At 66.2% G+C, this 18,949-nt stretch carries 12 protein-coding genes; all 12 read left to right on the top strand.

Annotated features, from left to right (window positions below):
* Positions 1-50 precede the first annotated feature (50 nt).
* Positions 51-1,223, top strand: coding sequence for a xylose isomerase (gene xylA, locus VGQ44_04625; protein HEV8446075.1), 1,173 nt, complete (start codon positions 51-53; stop codon positions 1,221-1,223).
* A complete protein-coding gene (xylB, locus tag VGQ44_04620; protein HEV8446074.1) occupies positions 1,224-2,729 on the top strand; it encodes a xylulokinase in 1,506 nt (501 codons plus the stop codon). It abuts the gene before it with no gap.
* 18 nt (positions 2,730-2,747) lie between these two features.
* Positions 2,748-3,800, top strand: a complete 1,053-nt coding sequence (locus VGQ44_04615; GenBank protein ID HEV8446073.1) for an ABC transporter permease — start codon at positions 2,748-2,750, stop codon at positions 3,798-3,800.
* Positions 3,797-5,296 carry a sugar ABC transporter ATP-binding protein gene (locus VGQ44_04610; protein ID HEV8446072.1) on the top strand — a complete coding sequence of 500 codons (1,500 nt, stop codon included), beginning with the start codon at positions 3,797-3,799 and terminating at the stop codon, positions 5,294-5,296. Before VGQ44_04615 ends, VGQ44_04610 begins: the two co-directional genes overlap by 4 nt.
* A gap of 9 nt (positions 5,297-5,305) precedes the next feature.
* A complete protein-coding gene (locus tag VGQ44_04605; protein ID HEV8446071.1) occupies positions 5,306-6,571 on the top strand; it encodes an SGNH/GDSL hydrolase family protein in 1,266 nt (421 codons plus the stop codon).
* A 370-nt stretch (positions 6,572-6,941) separates the two neighbouring features.
* Positions 6,942-9,983, top strand: a complete 3,042-nt coding sequence (locus VGQ44_04600) for a SusC/RagA family TonB-linked outer membrane protein (GenBank protein HEV8446070.1) — start codon at positions 6,942-6,944, stop codon at positions 9,981-9,983.
* A gap of 32 nt (positions 9,984-10,015) precedes the next feature.
* Positions 10,016-11,842, top strand: a complete 1,827-nt coding sequence (locus VGQ44_04595; protein HEV8446069.1) for a RagB/SusD family nutrient uptake outer membrane protein — start codon at positions 10,016-10,018, stop codon at positions 11,840-11,842.
* 20 nt (positions 11,843-11,862) lie between these two features.
* Positions 11,863-14,181, top strand: a complete 2,319-nt coding sequence (locus VGQ44_04590; GenBank protein ID HEV8446068.1) for a glycoside hydrolase family 3 N-terminal domain-containing protein — start codon at positions 11,863-11,865, stop codon at positions 14,179-14,181.
* Between the two features lie 17 nt (positions 14,182-14,198).
* Entirely contained in the window at positions 14,199-15,752 is a 1,554-nt protein-coding gene (locus tag VGQ44_04585) for an MFS transporter (protein ID HEV8446067.1), read from the top strand.
* Positions 15,753-15,762: 10 nt separating this feature from the next.
* Positions 15,763-16,899, top strand: a complete 1,137-nt coding sequence (locus VGQ44_04580; GenBank protein HEV8446066.1) for an endo-1,4-beta-xylanase — start codon at positions 15,763-15,765, stop codon at positions 16,897-16,899.
* Between the two features lie 25 nt (positions 16,900-16,924).
* Positions 16,925-17,644, top strand: coding sequence for a FadR/GntR family transcriptional regulator (locus VGQ44_04575; GenBank protein HEV8446065.1), 720 nt, complete (start codon positions 16,925-16,927; stop codon positions 17,642-17,644).
* The gene (locus tag VGQ44_04570) at positions 17,644-18,777 is read left to right on the top strand and encodes an endo-1,4-beta-xylanase (protein ID HEV8446064.1); all 1,134 of its coding nucleotides are present in this window, start codon (positions 17,644-17,646) and stop codon (positions 18,775-18,777) included. The genes VGQ44_04575 and VGQ44_04570 overlap by 1 nt, the downstream gene beginning before the upstream one ends.
* Positions 18,778-18,949: the final 172 nt, after the last annotated feature.

Raw genomic sequence — 18,949 nt, 5'->3', positions numbered from 1 at the left:
AGCGCTCGGCACCAGCTGTCCACCCGTCCACCTGTCCACCCATCCAATCGATGGCCGTTCACGATCCCGACGCTCCGCGTCCTGAACATCACTTCACATTCGGACTCTGGACGGTGGGCAACATCGGCCGAGATCCGTTCGGCGATCCGGTCCGCGCTCCAATGGCGCCCACGCGCATCGTGCGTGAGCTCGCGAAGCTCGGCGCGTACGGCGTGAACCTGCACGACAACGACCTCGTGCCGCGCGAGGCGAGTGCCTCGGACCGAGACCGGATCGTACGCGAGTTCCAAGGCGCGCTCGACGAGACCGGCATGAAGGTCCCGATGGCGACCACGAACCTGTTCGGCGACCCGGTCTTTCGCGACGGGGCGTTCACGAGCAACGACTCGCGCGTGCGCGAGTACGCGCTGCAGAAAACGATGCGCGCGATCGACCTCGGCGTGGAGCTCGGCGCGGAGACGTACGTGTTCTGGGGCGGGCGCGAAGGCGTCGAGACGAACGCGGCGAAAGATCCGCGGGAAGCGGTGAAGTGGTTCCGTGACGCGATCGATTATTTGTGCGAGTACGCGCGGTCGCAGAAATACGCGCTGCGGTTCGCGCTCGAGCCCAAACCGAACGAGCCGCGTGGCGACATCTTCTTCCCGACCATCGGGCACATGCTGGCGTTCATCTACACGCTCGCGCACCCCGACATGGTCGGCCTCAACCCCGAGATCGCCCACGACACGATGGCCGGCCTCGATTTCTCCCACGGCGTCGCGCAAGCGCTCGAGGCGGGCAAGCTCTTTCACATCGACCTCAACGCGCAGAGGCCCGGCCGGTTCGACCAGGATCTGCGCTTCGGCAGCGAGGACGTGAAGGGCGCGTTCTTTCTCGTGAAGCTGCTCGAGGACGCGAAGTGGCCGGGTATGCGGCACTTCGACAGCCACGCGTATCGCACGGAGGACGACGCCGGCGTGTGGGACTTCGCGCGCGGCAGCATGCGCACGTACCTCATCCTCAAGGAAAAGGTGGCGCGCTTCAACGGCGACGCCGAGGTTCAGGGAATGTTGAACGAGCTCAAGTCTCGCGGCGCGGCGGCCGGGGCGCGGAAGCGATTCTCGCCGGAGGGCGCGCGCGACCTCAAGTCGCGCGAGTTCGACCTCGACGCGATGCGAAACCTCGGCTACGCCTACGAGCGCCTCGATCAGCTGACGATGGAGATCCTGCTCGGAGTGCGCTGAGTGGCGCGCGCCAGCTTTCTCGGCGTCGACGTCGGCACGAGCGGCGTGAAAGCGATACTCGTCGACACTTCGGGTGAGGTTCTCGCCTCGGCGATCACACCGCTTCAACTCTCGACGCCGCACCCCGGCTGGGCGGAGCAGGATCCGGACGCCTGGTGGGCCGCGACATCGGCGGCGATTCGTACGGTGCTCGCCGCGCGACCGGGCGAGAGCCCGGACGCCGTCGGCGTCTCGGGGCAAATGCACTCGTCCGTGTTTCTCGACGCGCATGGCGAAGTGATCCGCCCCGCGCTCCTGTGGTGCGACGGCCGTACGACGCAAGAATGCCGCGAGATCACCGAGCGCATCGGCGGCGAACAACGTCTGCGCGACCTGGCATCCAATCCGGCGCTCGAGGGATTCACGCTGCCGAAGGTGCTCTGGCTGCGCCGGTACGAGCCCGAAGCGTTTGCCCGTCTGGCGACCGTGATGCTCCCGAAAGACTTCATTCGATTCAAGCTCACCGGCGTCGTGGCGACCGAGCCGTCGGACGCGTCGGCGACGTTGATGTACGACACCGCGCGAATGCGCTGGAGCAACGAGATCCTCGATGCGGTGAACGTGCCGCGATCGGTCGTTCCCGACGTCGGCGGCTCTTCCGAAATCCTCGGACGCGTTTCGGTCGAAGCGGCCGGAGCGACCGGACTGCGGCCGGACACGCCGGTCGTCGGCGGCGGGGCGGACAACGCGTGCGGGGCGGCGGGCGTCGGCGCGATCGCGCCGGGCGAAGCGGTGTCGAGCTGGGGCACGTCGGGAACCGTACTGGCGCCGATGTCCGAGCCGCGTGTCGACCCGTCGCTCCGCGCGCACACATTCTGCCACGTCGTCCCCGGCGTGTGGTATCTGATGGGCGTCGTGCTCTCGGCGGGCGGCGCCTTCGCCTGGTATCGCGACCAGCTCGCGCGCGACCTCACGAGCACGGGCGAAGCGAACGAACGGCTCAACGCCGAGGCGATGGCCATTCCTCCCGGTGCCGACGGCGTCACGTTTCTGCCGTATCTCCAGGGCGAGCGAACGCCGCATCGCGACGCCTCGGCGCGCGGCGCGATTCTCGGGCTGAGCCTCGCGCATTCGCGCGCGCACGTCACACGCGCCGTCGTCGAGGGAGTGTGCTTCGCGCTTCGCGATTCGGTGACGATCCTCCAGGAGCTGGGCGTCGTGCCGAATCACATGCTCCTCACGGGCGGCGGGGCGCGTGTGCCGTTCTTGCGACGGATGCAAGCCGACGTCTTCGGGCTGCCGGTGTTCACCGTGAACCGAGAGGAGGGTCCGGCGTACGGCGCCGCGCTTCTCGCCGCCGTCGGCGCGGGCGCGTTTCCCGATCTCGCCGCCGCCGCGGCGGCCACGTTGCAGCGAGCAGCTGTCGAGGAACCCGCCCCGAGCGCTCACGCGGCCTACGATGAGCCCTATCGACGTTTCCGCGAGTCCTTCCACGCGGCGCATACAGCCGCAGATTCAAGGCGCTGATCGGCCCTCGCCCAATACATGCGACGCGTCCTTCGACATCTGCTCGGCCTGCAGGAGGCCGGCCTCGTTCTCGTTCTCGTCGCGCTCGCGATCGCGTTGACCGTGCTCGCCGGATCGCACGTCGATCCACTGACCGGACGCACGGTCAACAACTTCTGGAACTCCTACACGCTGATTCAAACGGCGACCGACGCGACGTTCTTCGCCATCATGGCGATCGGCGCGACGGTCGTCATCATCTCGGGGGGCATCGACCTCTCGGTCGGCTCGGTGTACGCGCTCTCCGGCGTCTCGATGGCGCTGCTCCTGCGCGCGCTGGGTCCGATGAGCCCCGCGACGACGACCTTCGTCGGGCTGGTGACCTGCGTCGGCGTAGGACTCCTCAGCGGACTCTTGAACGGCGCGCTGGTCGTGGGGCTGCGTGTGCATCCGTTCATCGTCACGCTCGGCACGATGTGGATTCTCCGCGGCATCGCGTTCGTCGCCACCCATGCCCTCAGCATTCTCGTTCCGCCGGCGCTCACGCACGTCGCGAAAGCGTCGCTCGGGTTGCGCGGCGGACTCTATCCCGTGCCGATGCTCGCGATGCTCGCCTGCTGCGTCATCGGCACGATCTACCTCACGCGCACCGTGATGGGCCGCCACATCTTTGCGTTCGGTGGCAACATCGAGGCGAGCCGCTTCGCCGGACTCTCCTTGCGACGGATCCAGATCGGCGTGTTCGTCGTCGCCGGCCTCACCGCGGGATTCGCCGCGTTCCTCGGCGCGAGCTTCTATGGGTCGTCGTCGTCCGGCGACGCACAAGGGTACGAGCTCTACGTCATCGCGTCGGCCGTCGTGGGCGGCGCGAGCCTCGTCGGCGGACGCGGGAGCGCGCTCGGCGCCACGCTCGGCGCGTTGCTCATCGTGCTCATTCGCCAATCCATTCGCACGCTTCACTTCGACCAGAACTACGAGTGGATCGTCATCGGCTGCGCGATCATCCTCGCCGTCGTCATCGACCAGTCGAGCACGCGGCTGACCGCGCGCCGGCTCGCCGGACGAGCGGCCGTCGCGGGTGAGTCGCCGTGAGCGCCGCCGTTCGTTTCGAGGGAATCACGAAGCGATTCCCCGGCGTGCAGGCGCTCACCGACGTCACCCTGAGCATCGCCACGGGCTCGTGTCACGCGCTGTGCGGAGAGAACGGAGCCGGCAAGAGCACGCTCGGAAAGATTCTGGCCGGGATCTACGCACCGGATGAAGGCCGTCTCGTCGTGAACGGCCGCGAGATGCGCTTCTCCGGACCGCGCGACGCGTTCGCCGCGGGCGTCGGCATGGTGCACCAGGAGCTTGCCTTCTGCGAGAATCTTTCCGTCGCCGAGAACCTCTGCCTCGGCGCGCTGCCGGTGTCGCGCGGACTCGTCGATCGGCGCGCGGTCGTGCGCCGCGCGCGAGAGATGCTCGCGGCGATCGGAGCCGACCTCGACGTCACGCAACGTTTGGGCGAATTGCCGATCGCGCAGCAACAGGTCGTTCAGATCGCGGTGGCCGTCGGCGGCGGCGCCCGCATCATCGTGTTCGACGAGCCGACGAGCAGCTTGAGCCAGGTCGAGGCCGAACGCCTCTACGAGCTCATCGCGCAACTCAAGTCGCGCGGAGTCACGTGCATCTACGTCTCGCACCGAATGGCCGAGGTGTATCGGCTGTGCGACACGATCTCGGTGCTGCGCGACGGCCGCCACGTGGCGACGAGACCGGCCGCCGAGTTGAGCGAGCCTGATCTCGTGCAGTTGATGATCGGCCGCCCCATCGCCGCCTACTTCGGCGGTGAGCACGCGGCTGACAGACAGGCATCGACTGGCGAAGAATTGCTTCGAGTCGAGCATCTCTCGTCGAGCGGGCGCTTCGAGGACGTCTCGTTCTCGGTTCAGGCGGGCGAAGTCGTCGGCCTCGCGGGACTCGTGGGCGCGGGACGCTCGGACATCGCCGAAACGATCTTCGGCGCGCGTTCTCGGACCGGCGGACGCGTCACCATCTCGGGTAGCGCGGCGAACGTCGCGAATCCGGCCGAGGCGATCCGGCTCGGCATCGCGCTCGTCCCCGAGGACCGCAAGCGACAGGGGCTCGTGCTCTCGGAGAGCGGACGGCGAAACACGTCGCTGCCGCTGCTCGATCGTCTTTCGCGGCTGACGTGGCTCAAACAGTCCGAGGAGCGCGCGCTGGTCGAGCGGCACTTTCATATGCTGCGCGTTCGCGCCCCCGACATCGACGCGCCGGTCGCCGGTCTCTCGGGCGGCAATCAACAGAAGATCGTGCTCGCTCGGTGGCTTGCCGCGAACGCGAAGCTGCTCATCCTCGACGAGCCGACCCGCGGCGTGGACGTCGGCGCGAAAGCGGAGATCCACGCGCTGATCGCCGAGCTCGCGGCCAAAGGAGCCGGCGTGCTGCTGATCTCGAGCGAGTTGCCCGAACTGCTCAGTCTCTCGACGCGGATTCTCGTGCTGCGCGCGGGACGCCTCGTCGGAGAAATGCCGGCACGCGGCGCGACGCAGGACGGGCTGTTGCGCCTCATGGCCGGCATCGGATAGGAACGCACAATGCTGATCAATTCACGCCTGCGGCGAACGGCCCTCGCACTCGCGATCGCGACGATCGCTTCTTCGTGTGGACGATTTCACAGCTCGGGCGATGCGGGTACGGACTGGACCGGCGCCTGGACCGCGGCGCCGCAGCTCACTGAACCGAACAACATGCCGCCGGCCCCGCCCAACACGCCGCCCGTGCCGGGGCTTTCGGGAACGACTCTTCGCCAAGTAATCCATCCGTCGCTCGGCGGCACGCGATGGCGCTTTCGCGTGTCGAACGAGTTCGGCGACGGACCGCTGGTGATTCAAACGGCGCACGTCGCGCGATCTCCCGTGCGCGGCATGATCGACCCGACGACGGACGCCGCGCTGCTTTTTTCGCGCAAGACGTCGGTCACGGTGCCGCGAGGCCGGGCGGCCGTGTCGGATCCGGTTTCGTTCGCCGCCGACGCCTTCTCCGACATCGCGATCACCCTGTACGTGCCGCAAGCGCCGAACGCGTTGACCGGACACCCCGGGTCGCGCACGACCTCGTTCATCACCTCCGGAAACCAGGTCTCGGAGGTTGGCTTTCCGATATTCACCGAGGTGCTGCACTGGTATCTGATCAGCGGTGCCGAGGTGATGTCGAACGCCGCCGGCGCGGTGGTGATACTCGGCAACTCGATCGCCGACGGACGCGGTTCGACGAACGACATGAACGACCGCTGGCCGGACGATCTCGCGCATCGACTCGCCGAGGCGCGCTCCGCGAACGGGCGGCCGGCCGTCGCCGTGCTGAACGCGGGGATCGGCGGCAACGCCGTCGTGCGCGGAGGACTCGGTCCAACCGCGCTGGCGCGATTCGATCGCGACGTGCTGGCGCAGGCGCGCGCGCGGTGGGTGATCGTCTGCGACGGAGTGAACGACATCGGCGGCTCGCGTCCCGATTCCGCGGCGGCGGTCGCGCTGCACCTGATCGACGCGTACGGCGAGATGATTCGGCGCGCGCACGCGCGGGGTATCAAGGTGTTCGGCGGGACCATCATGCCGTTCGGCGGATCGCAGTACTCATCGCGGGAACACGAAGCCGCGCGGCTGGCCGTCAACGCGTGGATTCGAAAGGCAGGCGCGTTCGACGCCGTGATCGATTTCGACGCCGCGACGAGAGATCCCGGCGACCCGAGCAGGCTCCGCGGTGACGTCGATGGGGGCGATCACCTCCATCCGAGCGCGGCCGGATACCGCATCATGGCGGCCGCCGTCGACCTGTCCCTGTTCGCCGCCCCGCGGGACTAAATCGGCGTTTCAGCCGTGCAACTCCATGTGAGAGTGCGCGTTCGGTCTCTGTGAACCTGCGGACGCGGCGAGCGAGAACCGCCGCTCGCCAAGGTCCGGTAAGGGCTCGAGAGCGGTCTTGACAGGTGCGACCGCGGCCATAAAATCGTGTGGCCATTGTGTGATATGATGACTTTGCGGCCTGATCCCTCTGGCCAGGAAGTCGGCTCGGAAACTCGCGGACGCACAACTCCACCTCCGCCCTCGTTGTGACACCGCAGCGCGCGATTCCCACACGCGGCGCTCGGAAGGGCTGGGACATTGTCGCCCCGAGCGTATTTGCTGTCCGCTCTCCTCGTCGTACGAATTCTCATTCTCGGAGGAACGACTGATGGGACGCCGGATTCTCCTTGCGGTCATCGCGCTTTTCGCGACCGCGGCCGTCGCCACGGCACAAACTGGCGGACGGATTGTCGGCAAGGTGACGTCCACCGACGGGCGGGCGCTGCCAAGTGTCAACATCTCGGTGACTGGCATGAATCGGGGTGCGGTGACGGACACCGCCGGCCGATACACCCTCGCCAACGTGCCGAGCGGCGCCCACAACATTCAGGCCCGCGGCATCGGCTTCGGTTCGTCGACGACGACCGTCCAAGTCGTCGGCGGCCAAACGGCGACGGTGAACTTCTCGCTGACGCCGACGGCCACCGAGCTCACGCCCATGGTCGTGACGGGCTACGGTGAGCAGGAGCGCCGCATCGTCACTGGCGCGTTCGGCACCGTGACCGGAGCGCAGCTCCAGGACATCCCGACCAGCGATCCGATGAAAGCGCTGCAGGGACACGTGGCCGGCGTCGAGATTGTGGCGTCGAGCAACGAGCCGGGAGCCGCGATGAACGTGCGCATCCGCGGCGTTCGCTCGCTCACGGCGAGCAACGAGCCGCTCTATGTCGTCGACGGCGTGCCGCTCGGCGGCGGCATTCAGGATTTCAATCCGTCGACGATCGAGTCGATCGACATCCTCAAGGATGCGGCGGCGACGGCGATCTACGGGAGCCGAGGCGCGAACGGCGTCATCCTCGTGACGACGAAGAAGGGCGGTCTGGACGGCATTCACACCCAGTTCACCGCCGACATGTACTACGGAAATCAGGCGCCGGTTCGGCTCATCCCGATGATGAACCTCCAGCAGTACGTGCAGTACATGCATGACGCGGCCGCGGCGAACGGACAGGATACGAGCCTCGCGAAGCTCTTTCCCTCCGCGAAGCAACAGCTTGCGGTCAAACAGGGCATCACGACGGACTGGCAGAAGGCGGTGCTGCGTACCGGACTTCAGCGCAGCTTGCAGGGCGGCGCGAACGGAGGTTCCGGCGACACGCGCTACGCGATCAACGGGAACTACTTCGGCCAACAGGGCGTGATCCCCGGCCAGGGTTATACGCGCGGATCGGCCTTCGCCACACTCGATCACACATCGGATCGACTCCGCGTGGGTCTCACGGCGAGCACGTCGCGCATCCTGACCGACCAGGGTGAAGGCGGCGGCGCCTACGGCTACGCGCTGGCCATGACGCCGCTCGGCAGGCCGACGAACTACACCAACCCGGATTCGGCGGGTCTGCTCGATCCGCGTCCGGATGACGATCCGCTCAACATCAATCCGGTGCTCGAGGCGCAGTCGGTGACGCGCCAGCAGACGGTCAATCGCGTGTTCGGCTCGGCGTACGCAGAACTGAACATCACGAACGGGTTGACCTATCGCATGAACTTCGGCCCCGACTACACCGCGCTCACCGACGGTTGCTACAACGGTCCGTGGACGCACGGCACCTGCGCGAACCTCGGCGCGAACAGCACGAACCAGGGGCAGCCGCCGCAGGCCGGGCAGTTCAATCAGGAAGACTTCACCTACACGCTCGACAACATTCTCCGGCTGAACAAGACGCTCGGCGGTATCCATCAGTTCGATATCACGGGTCTCTACAGCGTCCAGCAGGATCACTTCACGAAGGACTCGCTGTACGCGTCGAACCTGCCGTACAACACGCAGCTCTGGTACGACCTCGGCTCGGGCACGGCCGGCAACGAGGTGAGCCGGATCTCGCAGTGGTCGCTCGAGTCGTACATGGCGCGCGTGAACTACACGCTCTTCGATCGCTACTCGCTGTCCGGAACGGTGCGGTCCGACGGATCGAGCCGTCTCGCGCCGGGACACAAGTGGGCCACGTTCCCGTCGGTCGGAATGGCGTGGCAGGTGGGCGACGAGCCGTTCTTCCGCAACTTCCGCTCGATCAGCGCGCTCAAGCTGCGCGGCAGCTACGGCTCGACGGGCAACACGGCGATCTCGCCGTATCAAACGGAAGGCACATTGCAGTCGCGACTCTACACGTTCGGCTCGACGCGCGTGCAGGGCTACAAGCCCGGCACGATTCCGAACCCCGATCTCTCGTGGGAGCGGACCGACCAGACGGACGTCGGCTTGGACTACGCACTCTTCAACAGCCGCATCTCCGGCACGTTCGACTACTACAAGATGAAGACGCACGACCTGCTGCTGACCGAGTTGCTGCCGGTGACGTCCGGCTTCACGTCGACGCTGCAGAACGTCGGCGCAACGAAGAACACCGGCTACGAGATGTCGTTCACCACGGTCAACCTCCAGAACTGGCGCGGGCTGACCTGGACGAGCGATGTCAACTGGTCGACGAACAAGAACGAGATCGTCTCGCTGGCAAGCGGCGCGACGTCCGATGCCGGCAACGGCTGGTTCGTCGGACACCCGATCAACATCAACAACGATCCGAACCGCCGTCTGTTCTACGACTACAAGTATCTCGGCGTCTGGCAGTACGCCGACACGGCGACGATGAACGCGTTCAACGCCAAGGGCAGCACGTTCAAGGTCGGCGACCCGCGCGTGGCCGATGTCAACGGCGACGGTAAGATCGACGCCAACGACCGCACCTTCGTCGGCGACAGTTATCCGGGCTGGACGGCCAGCCTGTCCAACCGGGTCACGTTCCACAACTTCGACCTGTCGGCGCTCGTGACGGCGAAGTGGAACTACACGTTCATCGACGGCACGCCGCGCAGCTACTTCGGCCGCTTCGGCAACATCGCCGACTTGGACTACTGGACGCCGACGAATCCGACGAACAAGAACCCTGCGCCCACGACGGGCGGCGTGGATCGGCTCTATGCGTCGACGCGCCTCTACACCGACGGCTCGCACTGGCGCATCCGCAACATCACCGCGGGCTACACGCTGAACCAGCGCGACGCGCAGCGGTTCGGTCTGCACAGCTTGCGGTTCTACTTCACGGCGCAGGACCCGTACATCAACACCAGCTACGTCGGCATCGACCCCGAGTTGGGCGGCGCGGTCCCGACGCTCAGGACGCTCCTTCTCGGCACGAACATCGTTTGGTAAACCGACCCCACATCACACACGAGACTACTCAGATGAAGCGCATACTGATGTCGACCGTGACGCTGGGGCTCGTTGCCGGAGCCTTCGGCTGCGTCAATCTCGACGAAAAACTGATCACCGGCGTGAGCAGCGAGTATTACTCCACGCCCGACGGTCTCAACTCCGCCGTCATCGCCAGCTACGCCCAGCTGCGCGGCTTCTATGGCCGCGAACAGCTGCTGTCGCTGACGCAGGTCGGTACGGACACCTGGATGGCCGCCGACCAGTCGGGATCCAACAACAAGGATTTCGACAGCTATGGCGGCGGCTTGAACAGCACGGTCGCGCCGCTCGCCAACACGTGGAACCCGGCGTATCAGGCGATCAACACGCTCAACGCGGCGCTCGATCGCGGACCGGCCACGCAGGGACTGTCCGCCGCGGTGAAGAACTCGCTCCTCGGCGAAGCGCACTTCCTGCGCGCGCTCAACTACTTCACGCTCGTGCAGCAGTTCGGCGACGTGACTCTCTCGGTGCACGAAAACAAGGGCGTGCAGCAGAGCGCCGTGCGCGATCCGGCGGCGAGCGTGTACGCCGCGATCCTCGCCGATCTGGATTCTGCGATTACGCTGCTTCCCGTGACGCAGGCGGACTTCGGCCGAGCGACGAAGGGCGCGGCGCAGGCGTTGCGCTCCAAGGTGTATCTCACCCGCGCCTACAAGGACTACTCGCCCGGCAAGCAGGCCGACTTCCAGGCGGCGCTCGCCGACGCGAAGGCGGTCATCGCTTCCGGGACGTACTCGCTCGAGCCGGTGTTCGCGGACCTCTGGTGCGTCGCGCGTCCCGCCGATCCGGGCCGGACCGGATACTGTGAAAACACGGGATATCAGGGCAACCGGAAGGAATTCATCTTCACCGTGCAGTTCGGGCCGAACGGCGTCTACAACGCGACCAACGTCGACGCCGACAACGAGTACAACTACCTCCACCTCGTCTTCCTCGGCCAATACGACAACAACGGCATCTGGGCGGGCACGCCGCGCGACTTGAACAACGGCCGCCCGTTCCGCCGCCTCATGCCGACGCCGTACGAACTGAGCCTCTGGAACAAGTACATCGGCACGCCGGGCGCGAGCGACATCCTCGACACGCGCTTCGACGCGACCTTCCAGACGACGTGGATCGCGACGGTCGGCGGCGTGAAGAATCCCGTGGGAACCTGCCCGTCGTGCACGAGCAACGCGACGGTGAACGTCGGCGACACGGCGGCCGTGTACTACCCGTTCGGCGTGACCACGGCGCAGCGTCAGAGCAAGGCGTACGAGATCCTCACGCCGTGCCCGACCGACCAAGTCGCGCAGCCGACCGCCGCGACCTACTGCGGCGACCGGAACAACGCGAACGACGGCTTCTTCAACTGGCAGCATTTCCCGTCGCTCAAGAAGTATCAGGACAACCTGCGCGCCAACCTCACCGCGCAAGAAGGCGGCAAGGTGCAGGTCATCCTGCGTCTCGGCGAGATGTATCTCGTCGCGGCGGAGGCCGACGTGCAGCTCAACAACCCGGCGGAAGCGGCGCAGATGATCAACGTGCTGCACGTCCGCGCGGCGAGCCCGGCGCACAAGAACGACTACAACGTCACGGCCGCGCAGATGAACATCGACTACGTCATGGAAGAGCGGGAGCGTGAGATGGCGGGCGAGTTCACGCGGTGGTACGACCTCGTTCGCGTCGGCTCGCAGTACTTCGTGGATCGCGTCAAGAAGTTCAACCCGCACGCCACGAACCTCGCGCTCCGGCACGCGCTCCGTCCGATCCCGCAGTCCCAGATCGATGGTGTGTTGATCGGGCCGAAGTACCCGCAGAACCCAGGGTACTGACGCTCATGGCGGTTGAAGGGATGAGCTCCACCGTCAGCGGCGCGCCGTACCAGGACGCCTCGCTGACGGTGGAGCAGCGGGTCGCCGACTTGCTCTCGCGCATGACCCTCGACGAGAAAGCGGCTCAGATGATGTGCGTGTGGCAGCAGAAGGCCACCACGCTGGTCGACGCGCGCGGCGAGTTCGACCTCGAGAAAGCGCGCGCCTCGTTCGGCCACGGAAACGGCATCGGACAGGTCGGCCGGCCGAGCGACGCCGGCGGCGGCCGCACGGCGCGCCAGCAGGCCGATCTCACCAACGCCATTCAGAAATTTTTCCTCGAGGAGAGCCGGCTCGGGATTCCGGTGATCTTCCACGAGGAGTGTCTGCATGGACACGCCGCGCCTGGCGCGACGAGCTTTTCGCAACCCATCGGATTGGCGGCGACGTTCAACCCGACGCTCGTGGAAACGTTGTACACGATGACCGCGCTCGAGGCGCGCGTCCGCGGAACCCACCAGGCGCTCACGCCGGTGGTGGATGTCGCGCGCGATCCGCGCTGGGGACGCGTCGAAGAGACCTTCGGCGAAGATCCATACCTCGTCTCGCGCATGGGGATCGCCGCGGTACGCGGATTCCAGGGCGACGCTACGTTCCGCGACAGAGCGCGCGTCATCGCGACACTCAAGCACTTCGTGGCGCACGGGCAGCCGGAATCAGGCATGAACTGCGCGCCCGCCAACGTGTCGGCGCGCGTACTCCGCGAGACCTTTCTCTCCACCTTCGAGGCGGCGATCCGCGAGGCCGGTGCGCTCAGCGTGATGGCATCGTACAACGAGGTGGACGGCATTCCGTCGCACGCCAATCGCTGGCTGCTGCGCGACGTGCTGCGCGACGAGTGGGGCTTCGAGGGTTTCATCGTCTCCGACTACTACGCGATCTGGGAGCTCTCGGATCGCCCGGAGACGCACGGGCACCACGTCGCGCACGACAAGCGGGAGGCGTGCCTCCTCGCCGTCCGTGCCGGCGTCAACATCGAGCTGCCTGAACCTGATTGCTACCTCCATCTTACAGAGCTCGTTCGCGACGGCTCGCTCGCCGAGCGTGAGCTCGACGAGCTCGTCGCGCCGATGCTCGCCGCGAAGTTCGCGCTCGGACTGTTCGACGACCCGTACGTCGATCCCGACGAAGCGGATCGCGTCGTGGGGTCCGACGCGCATCGCGATCTCTCACTCCAGGCGGCGCGCGAGACGATCACGCTGCTCAAGAACGACGGCGATCTGCTTCCTCTGGACCTGCGATCGATCGGCACGATCGCCGTGATCGGGCCAAACGCGAATCGCAGTCTGCTCGGCGGCTACAGCGGCGTTCCCAAGCACGACGTCACCGTGCTCCAGGGCATCCGCGACTTCGTCGGCGACCACGCGCAGGTCCTCTACAGCGAAGGCTGCAAGATCACGCTCGACGGCTCCTGGAACGCCGACGACGTCGTCGCGAGCGACCCCGCCCAGGACCGGCGGCAGATCGCCGAGGCGGTCAACGTCGCGAGGCGCGCCGACGTCATCGTGCTGGCCATCGGCGGCAACGAACAGACGTCGCGCGAGGCGTGGAACCTTCGCCACATGGGAGATCGCGCGAGCCTCGAGCTCCTTGGCCGACAGAACGAGCTCGTTGACGCGATGGTCGCGACCGGCAAGCCGGTGGTCGCGCTCGTGTTCAACGGCCGGCCGCTTTCATTCGTGCACCTCACGGAAAAAGTGCCGGCGATTCTGGAGTGCTGGTATCTTGGCCAGGAAAATGGACGTGCGGTCGCCGAGACGCTGTTCGGCGAGAACAACCCGGCCGGTAAGCTTCCGATCACCGTGGCGCGATCGGCCGGCCACGTCCCGGCGTTCTACAACCACAAGCCGTCCGCGCGGCGCGGCTATCTGTTCGACGACGTCTCGCCGCTCTATCCGTTCGGCTTCGGGCTGAGCTACACGAGCTTCGCGCTCACGAACGTTCGTCTCGACCACGCCGTGATATCACCCGCAGGCGCGACGATGGTTCGGGTCGACGTGAAGAACACGGGCGACCGCGCCGGCGGTGAGGTCATTCAGATGTATGTCCGCGACGTCGTGAGCTCGGTGACGCGGCCGGTGAAGGAGCTCAAAGGGTTCGCGAAAGTTCGGTTGAATCCCGGCGAACAGACGACGGTCGCCATCCCGATCGATGCAAGCTCGCTCTCGTTCTACGACGTCGCGATGCGGCGCGTCGTCGAACCGGGCGAGTTTCGGGTCATGGTGGGCACATCGTCGCGCGACGAAGACCTCGAGACCGTCGTGCTCCGCGTCGACGCCGCGCGCGCCCCGCATCCCTAGACGGAGCCACTCGCGACATGGCCAAGCCGCAAACCACGGAGCGACTTCCGTTCATCGAGAAAGCTGGATACAGCCTCGGCGACGCCGCGGCCAACTTCGTCTTCATGACGATGATTCTGTTCCAGCTGAACTTCTACACCGACACGATGGGCGTGGCGGCCGGCGTCGCCGGCACGATGCTGCTCGTCGGGCGCCTGTGGGACGCGTTCTTCGATCCGATGATGGGCGTGCTGGCCGATCGCACGAACACCCGCTGGGGAAAATTCCGGCCGTGGGTGCTGTGGACCGCGGTGCCCTGGGCCGTCGTGATGGTGCTCGCGTACACCGTGCCCGGTTTCGGCACGGCGGGGACGATCGCCTGGGTCGCCTTCACGAACATCGCGCTCATGACGCTCTACTCGGCGAACAACACGCCGTATTCGGCGCTGAGCGGCGTGATGACGGGGGACTCGAACGAGCGCACGTCGCTGTCGTCGTACCGCTTCGTGGCCGCGATGCTGGCGCAGTTGATCGTCGGCGGATTCACATTGCCGCTCGTCGCCAAGTTCGGCCACGGCAACAACGCGGCCGGCTGGCGCATGACGATGACGCTCTGGGCCGTGGTGTGCGTCGTGTGCTTCGTCATCACGTTCGCGACGACGCGCGAGCGCATCCAGCCGCCGCCGCAGCAGCGATCGGACGCGCGCCGAGATCTCAAGAATCTGCTCCGCAACGGTCCGTGGTTGGCGATGTTCGTGCTCACGCTCGCGCACTTCGTGTTCGTGGCGATGCGCGGCGGCACGATGTTCTACTACTTCAACTACTACGTCGACCAGGCACGCCTCGCCGAGTTCATCCAGCGGATCGGCTTGCCGCAGGCGACGGCCGCGCAGCCCGACGGCGGCCACTACGTCATGAACGTGCTCGGGTTGATCCTGACCGCGGATCGCTCGAACGTGGCATCGGTCGGGTTCAGCCTGTTCAACATCGCGAGCCAGGCGGTCACCGTCGTCGGCGTGGTGATGTCGACGTACCTGGCGATGCGGTTCGGCAAACGTGCCGTGGCGCTCGTCGGGTTCTCGCTCACGACGATCTTCCTCGCCGCGTTCATCCTGCTCCCGGCGAGCTCGATCGAGGCGACCTATGGGCTCGAGCTCATTCGCGCGCTCTCGTACGCGCCGACGATCCCGCTGATCTGGGCGATGTTCGCCGACGTCGCCGACTACGCCGAGTGGAAGACCGGACGGCGTACAACCGGCGTCGTCTTCGCCACGATCCTTTTCGCACTCAAGACGGGTCTGAGCCTCGGCGGCGCGATCGCCGGCTGGCTGCTGTCCGGCTATGGCTATCGCGCGAACGCGACGCAGACCGAGCACGCGCTCATGGGCATTCGGCTGACCGTGAGCGTGTATCCGGCGATCTGTCTCTGCATCGTCGTCGCGTGTCTCTTCTTCTATCGAATCAACCGCTCCGTCAACGAACGGATGGCGGCGGAGCTGGAAGAGCGCCGCCGATCGTACGAAGGCGGAGTCGGTGTCGCTGCTCCCGGAACCCTGGTCGGAAAGGAGGGATCGCTTGCGATCCTCAAATAGTCGCCATCGAGTGAAACTCGCGCTCGCCTTCTCGTCGCTGGCAGTCTGCGGCTGCACGCACGGCGGAATGAACACCGGCGGCGGCGCGCCGTCGTCGCTCAAGGACGCATTCGCCGGATCGTTCCACGTCGGCGCGGCGGTGAACGAAAACCAGTTCACGGGGCGCGACACGGTCGGCGCGACGCTCATCGTCCGTCAGTTCAACACCATCACACCGGAGAACGTGCTGAAGTGGGAGCACGTGCATCCGGGCCTCGGTGTGTACGACTTCGCCGCCGCCGACCGCTACGTCGACTTCGGGACGCGCCACGGCATGTTCATCGTCGGACACACGCTCGTGTGGCACAGCCAGGTGCCCCGCTGGGTGTTCCAGGACGGCGCCGGGAATCCGGTGAGCCGCGACACCCTGCTCGCCCGGATGCGCGACCACATCTTCACGGTGGTCGGCCGGTACAAGGGACGCATCAAGGGTTGGGACGTGGTGAACGAAGCGCTGAACGATGACGGGTCGCTTCGCCGTTCTCCGTGGTATACGATCATCGGCGAGGATTATCTGGTGAAGGCGTTCCAGTTCGCGCACGAAGCCGATCCGAGCGCGCAGCTCTACTACAACGACTATTCGCTCGACAACGCGCCGAAACGAAACGGCGCCGTCGCGCTGGTGAAGCGGTTGCAAGCGGCCGGCGTTCCCGTGTACGCCGTCGGCTCACAGAGCCACGACAAGATGGACTGGCCGAGCGTCGCGCAGGTCGATTCGACCATCCGTGCGCTGAGCGCCACCGGAGTGAAGGTCAACATCACCGAGCTCGACGTCGACATTCTTCCGCCGGCCACGCAGAACCGCGGGGCCGACGTCGCGACTCGAGGCCAGGCGTCGGCGGCCGCGAATCCGTATGCCGCCGGACTCCCCGACTCGGTGCAGCGCGCCCTCGCCGCGCGGTACGCCGACCTGTTTCGCGTTTTCGCATCCCATCGGAACGTCATCGACCGCGTTACCTTCTGGGGCGTCGGTGATGGCGACTCATGGCTGAACAACTGGCCCGTCCCCGGGCGGACCAGTTATCCGCTGTTGTTCGACCGAGCCGATCGCCCGAAACCGGCGTTCGACGCGGTGATGTCGGTGGCCGCCCGCGCCACAGCGCGGTAGGCACCGCCCCACTGGAGACGGCCCAATGAGAGACGCATTCGCGCCGGTTCTGAAGCAGAGCTTGTCCGACAAGCTCGCGCAGCGGATCCGCGCCATGATACAAAAGGGCGATTACGGCCAGGGCGACCGCCTGCCGCCGATCATGGAAATGGCCAAGCGATTCAGCGTCGGCCACCCGACGATCCGCGAAGCGCTCAAAAAGCTCGAGACGATGGGCATCGTCGAGATTCGCCATGGCTCGGGCGTCTACGTGAGCCGCAGCGAGGAGGTTCTCGTCCTGGCGAGCCCGGACTACCCCGGCACGGTCACCAAGAAGCTGCTGCTCGATCTCATCGACACGCGCATGCCCCTCGAGATGAAATCCGTCTCCGAGGCCGTGAAGAACGCGACGCTCGAGGATTTGGTCGAGATGCGCCGGCTGCTCAAGCAGGCCGGCGACAACTTCGACGACGACGTCGTGCTGAACGAGACGAACATGGGGTTCCACCGTCAGATCGCGATCGCGTCCGGCAACACGGTGCTGCTCCAGCTGCTCGACGTGCTGCGCGATCTCTTCACCGAGGAGCAGCGCTTGATCCTCGGCATTTTCGGTTCGCGGGAGCGCGACCACCGTGAGCATCTCGCCATCCTCGAGGCGCTGGAAAACCGGGATGAACCGCTCGGCGTCGAGCGCATGCGGAAGCATCTTCAGGGTGTCGCCGACTCCATCCATCGGTGGGATCCGGACAACCATCCGGTTTCGTGATGCGCGCGTTTCCGGGAGTGGCGGCCGCGGCGGCGGCCCTCATTCTCGGCGCATGCGGCGGGAGCGGCGACTCCGGCACGACGACGCCCCTGGAGAAGACGTGCGCGCAGGATCCGACGCAAGCCAAGTGCATCACGCCGCCGACGACCACGCTTCGCGGGTTGGCCTCGGCAAAAGGGCGATCGTTCGGCGTCTCGGTAGACGCGGCGTTCTTCGGCGCCAGCCCGGCCGCGTACGACGCGGTCGTCGCGCGCGAGTTCAACCTGATCGTCGCCGGCAACGTCATGAAGTGGAGCTCGATCCACCGCGACTCGCGTTACTCGTACCGGTGGACGAACCCCGACTCGATGGTCGCGTTCGCGCAGGCGAACGGGATGAAGGTGCGCGGCCACACGCTGGTCTGGTATCAGCAGAATCCGGCGTGGCTCACGGGCGCGACGTGGGATCCCGACACGCTCAAGGTCGTGCTCAAGGAGCACATCGACAGCGTGGTCGGCCACTACAAGGGAAAGATCCTCGCCTGGGACGTCGTCAACGAAGCGTTCAACGACGGCACGGGCTCGCTCCGCGTGACCGGCTCGCCGTGGGCAACGACACTCGGCGCTGGCTACATCGACCTCGCGTTTCAAGAGGCGCGCGCGGCCGACCCGGCAGCCCTGCTCTTCTACAACGACTACAACCTGGAGACGCCGGGGCTGAAGCAGGACTCAGTGTTCGCGCGACTCAGCGGCATGAAGTCGCGCGGCGTTCCGATCGACGGCATCGGCTTCCAGGCGCACTTCCAGGTCAATGCCGACGCGACCGGCGTGCCGTCGAAAGAGACGCTCATCGCGACGTTCAACCGCTTCGCCGCGCTTGGCCTCAAGATCCACATCACGGAGCTCGACATCCGCGTCCGCACGCCCGGAGCGACGTCCGCCGAGCTGACAGCGCAGAGCCAGGGGTTCACGAACATCACTGCCGCGTGTCTCGCGGTGGCGGCGTGCGAAGCGATGATCGTGTGGGGGTTGAACGACGGCGAGTCGTGGGTGAACAGCACATTTCCGGGGTACGGCCAGGCGCTGCTATTCGACGATTCGTACGGCAAGAAGGCGACGTACAACGCGGTGACCGCGTCGCTACAGGCGCCCTAGTCGGGGTTTGGCCTCCGGCCACGCTGTTGTTCCGCAAACAATTCAACGCAGATGCCGCAGATCCGTCACTGCGATCCCGCAGATGAGACTGCGTGGCTGCTTTTCCAATAAGCCCCTTTGCGCTTTGCATCTGCGGAATCGCCGTTCAAAGTCTGCGTCATCCGCGTTGAGT

This window comes from Gemmatimonadaceae bacterium, assembly GCA_036003045.1.
Lineage (GTDB): Bacteria > Gemmatimonadota > Gemmatimonadetes > Gemmatimonadales > Gemmatimonadaceae > JAQBQB01.
This window is presented reverse-complemented; position numbering and strand designations above follow the sequence as displayed.

What these genes read in the sequence shown, in the direction of transcription:
- xylA (HEV8446075.1), top strand. Translation starts at nt 51, where the DNA reads ATGGCCGTTCACGATCCCGACGCTCCGCGTCCTGAACATCACTTCACA.
- VGQ44_04615 (HEV8446073.1), top strand. Translation starts at nt 2,748, where the DNA reads ATGCGACGCGTCCTTCGACATCTGCTCGGCCTGCAGGAGGCCGGCCTC.
- VGQ44_04605 (HEV8446071.1), top strand. Translation starts at nt 5,306, where the DNA reads ATGCTGATCAATTCACGCCTGCGGCGAACGGCCCTCGCACTCGCGATC.
- VGQ44_04600 (HEV8446070.1), top strand. Translation starts at nt 6,942, where the DNA reads ATGGGACGCCGGATTCTCCTTGCGGTCATCGCGCTTTTCGCGACCGCG.
- VGQ44_04595 (HEV8446069.1), top strand. Translation starts at nt 10,016, where the DNA reads ATGAAGCGCATACTGATGTCGACCGTGACGCTGGGGCTCGTTGCCGGA.
- VGQ44_04590 (HEV8446068.1), top strand. Translation starts at nt 11,863, where the DNA reads ATGAGCTCCACCGTCAGCGGCGCGCCGTACCAGGACGCCTCGCTGACG.
- VGQ44_04585 (HEV8446067.1), top strand. Translation starts at nt 14,199, where the DNA reads ATGGCCAAGCCGCAAACCACGGAGCGACTTCCGTTCATCGAGAAAGCT.
- VGQ44_04575 (HEV8446065.1), top strand. Translation starts at nt 16,925, where the DNA reads ATGAGAGACGCATTCGCGCCGGTTCTGAAGCAGAGCTTGTCCGACAAG.
- VGQ44_04570 (HEV8446064.1), top strand. Translation starts at nt 17,644, where the DNA reads ATGCGCGCGTTTCCGGGAGTGGCGGCCGCGGCGGCGGCCCTCATTCTC.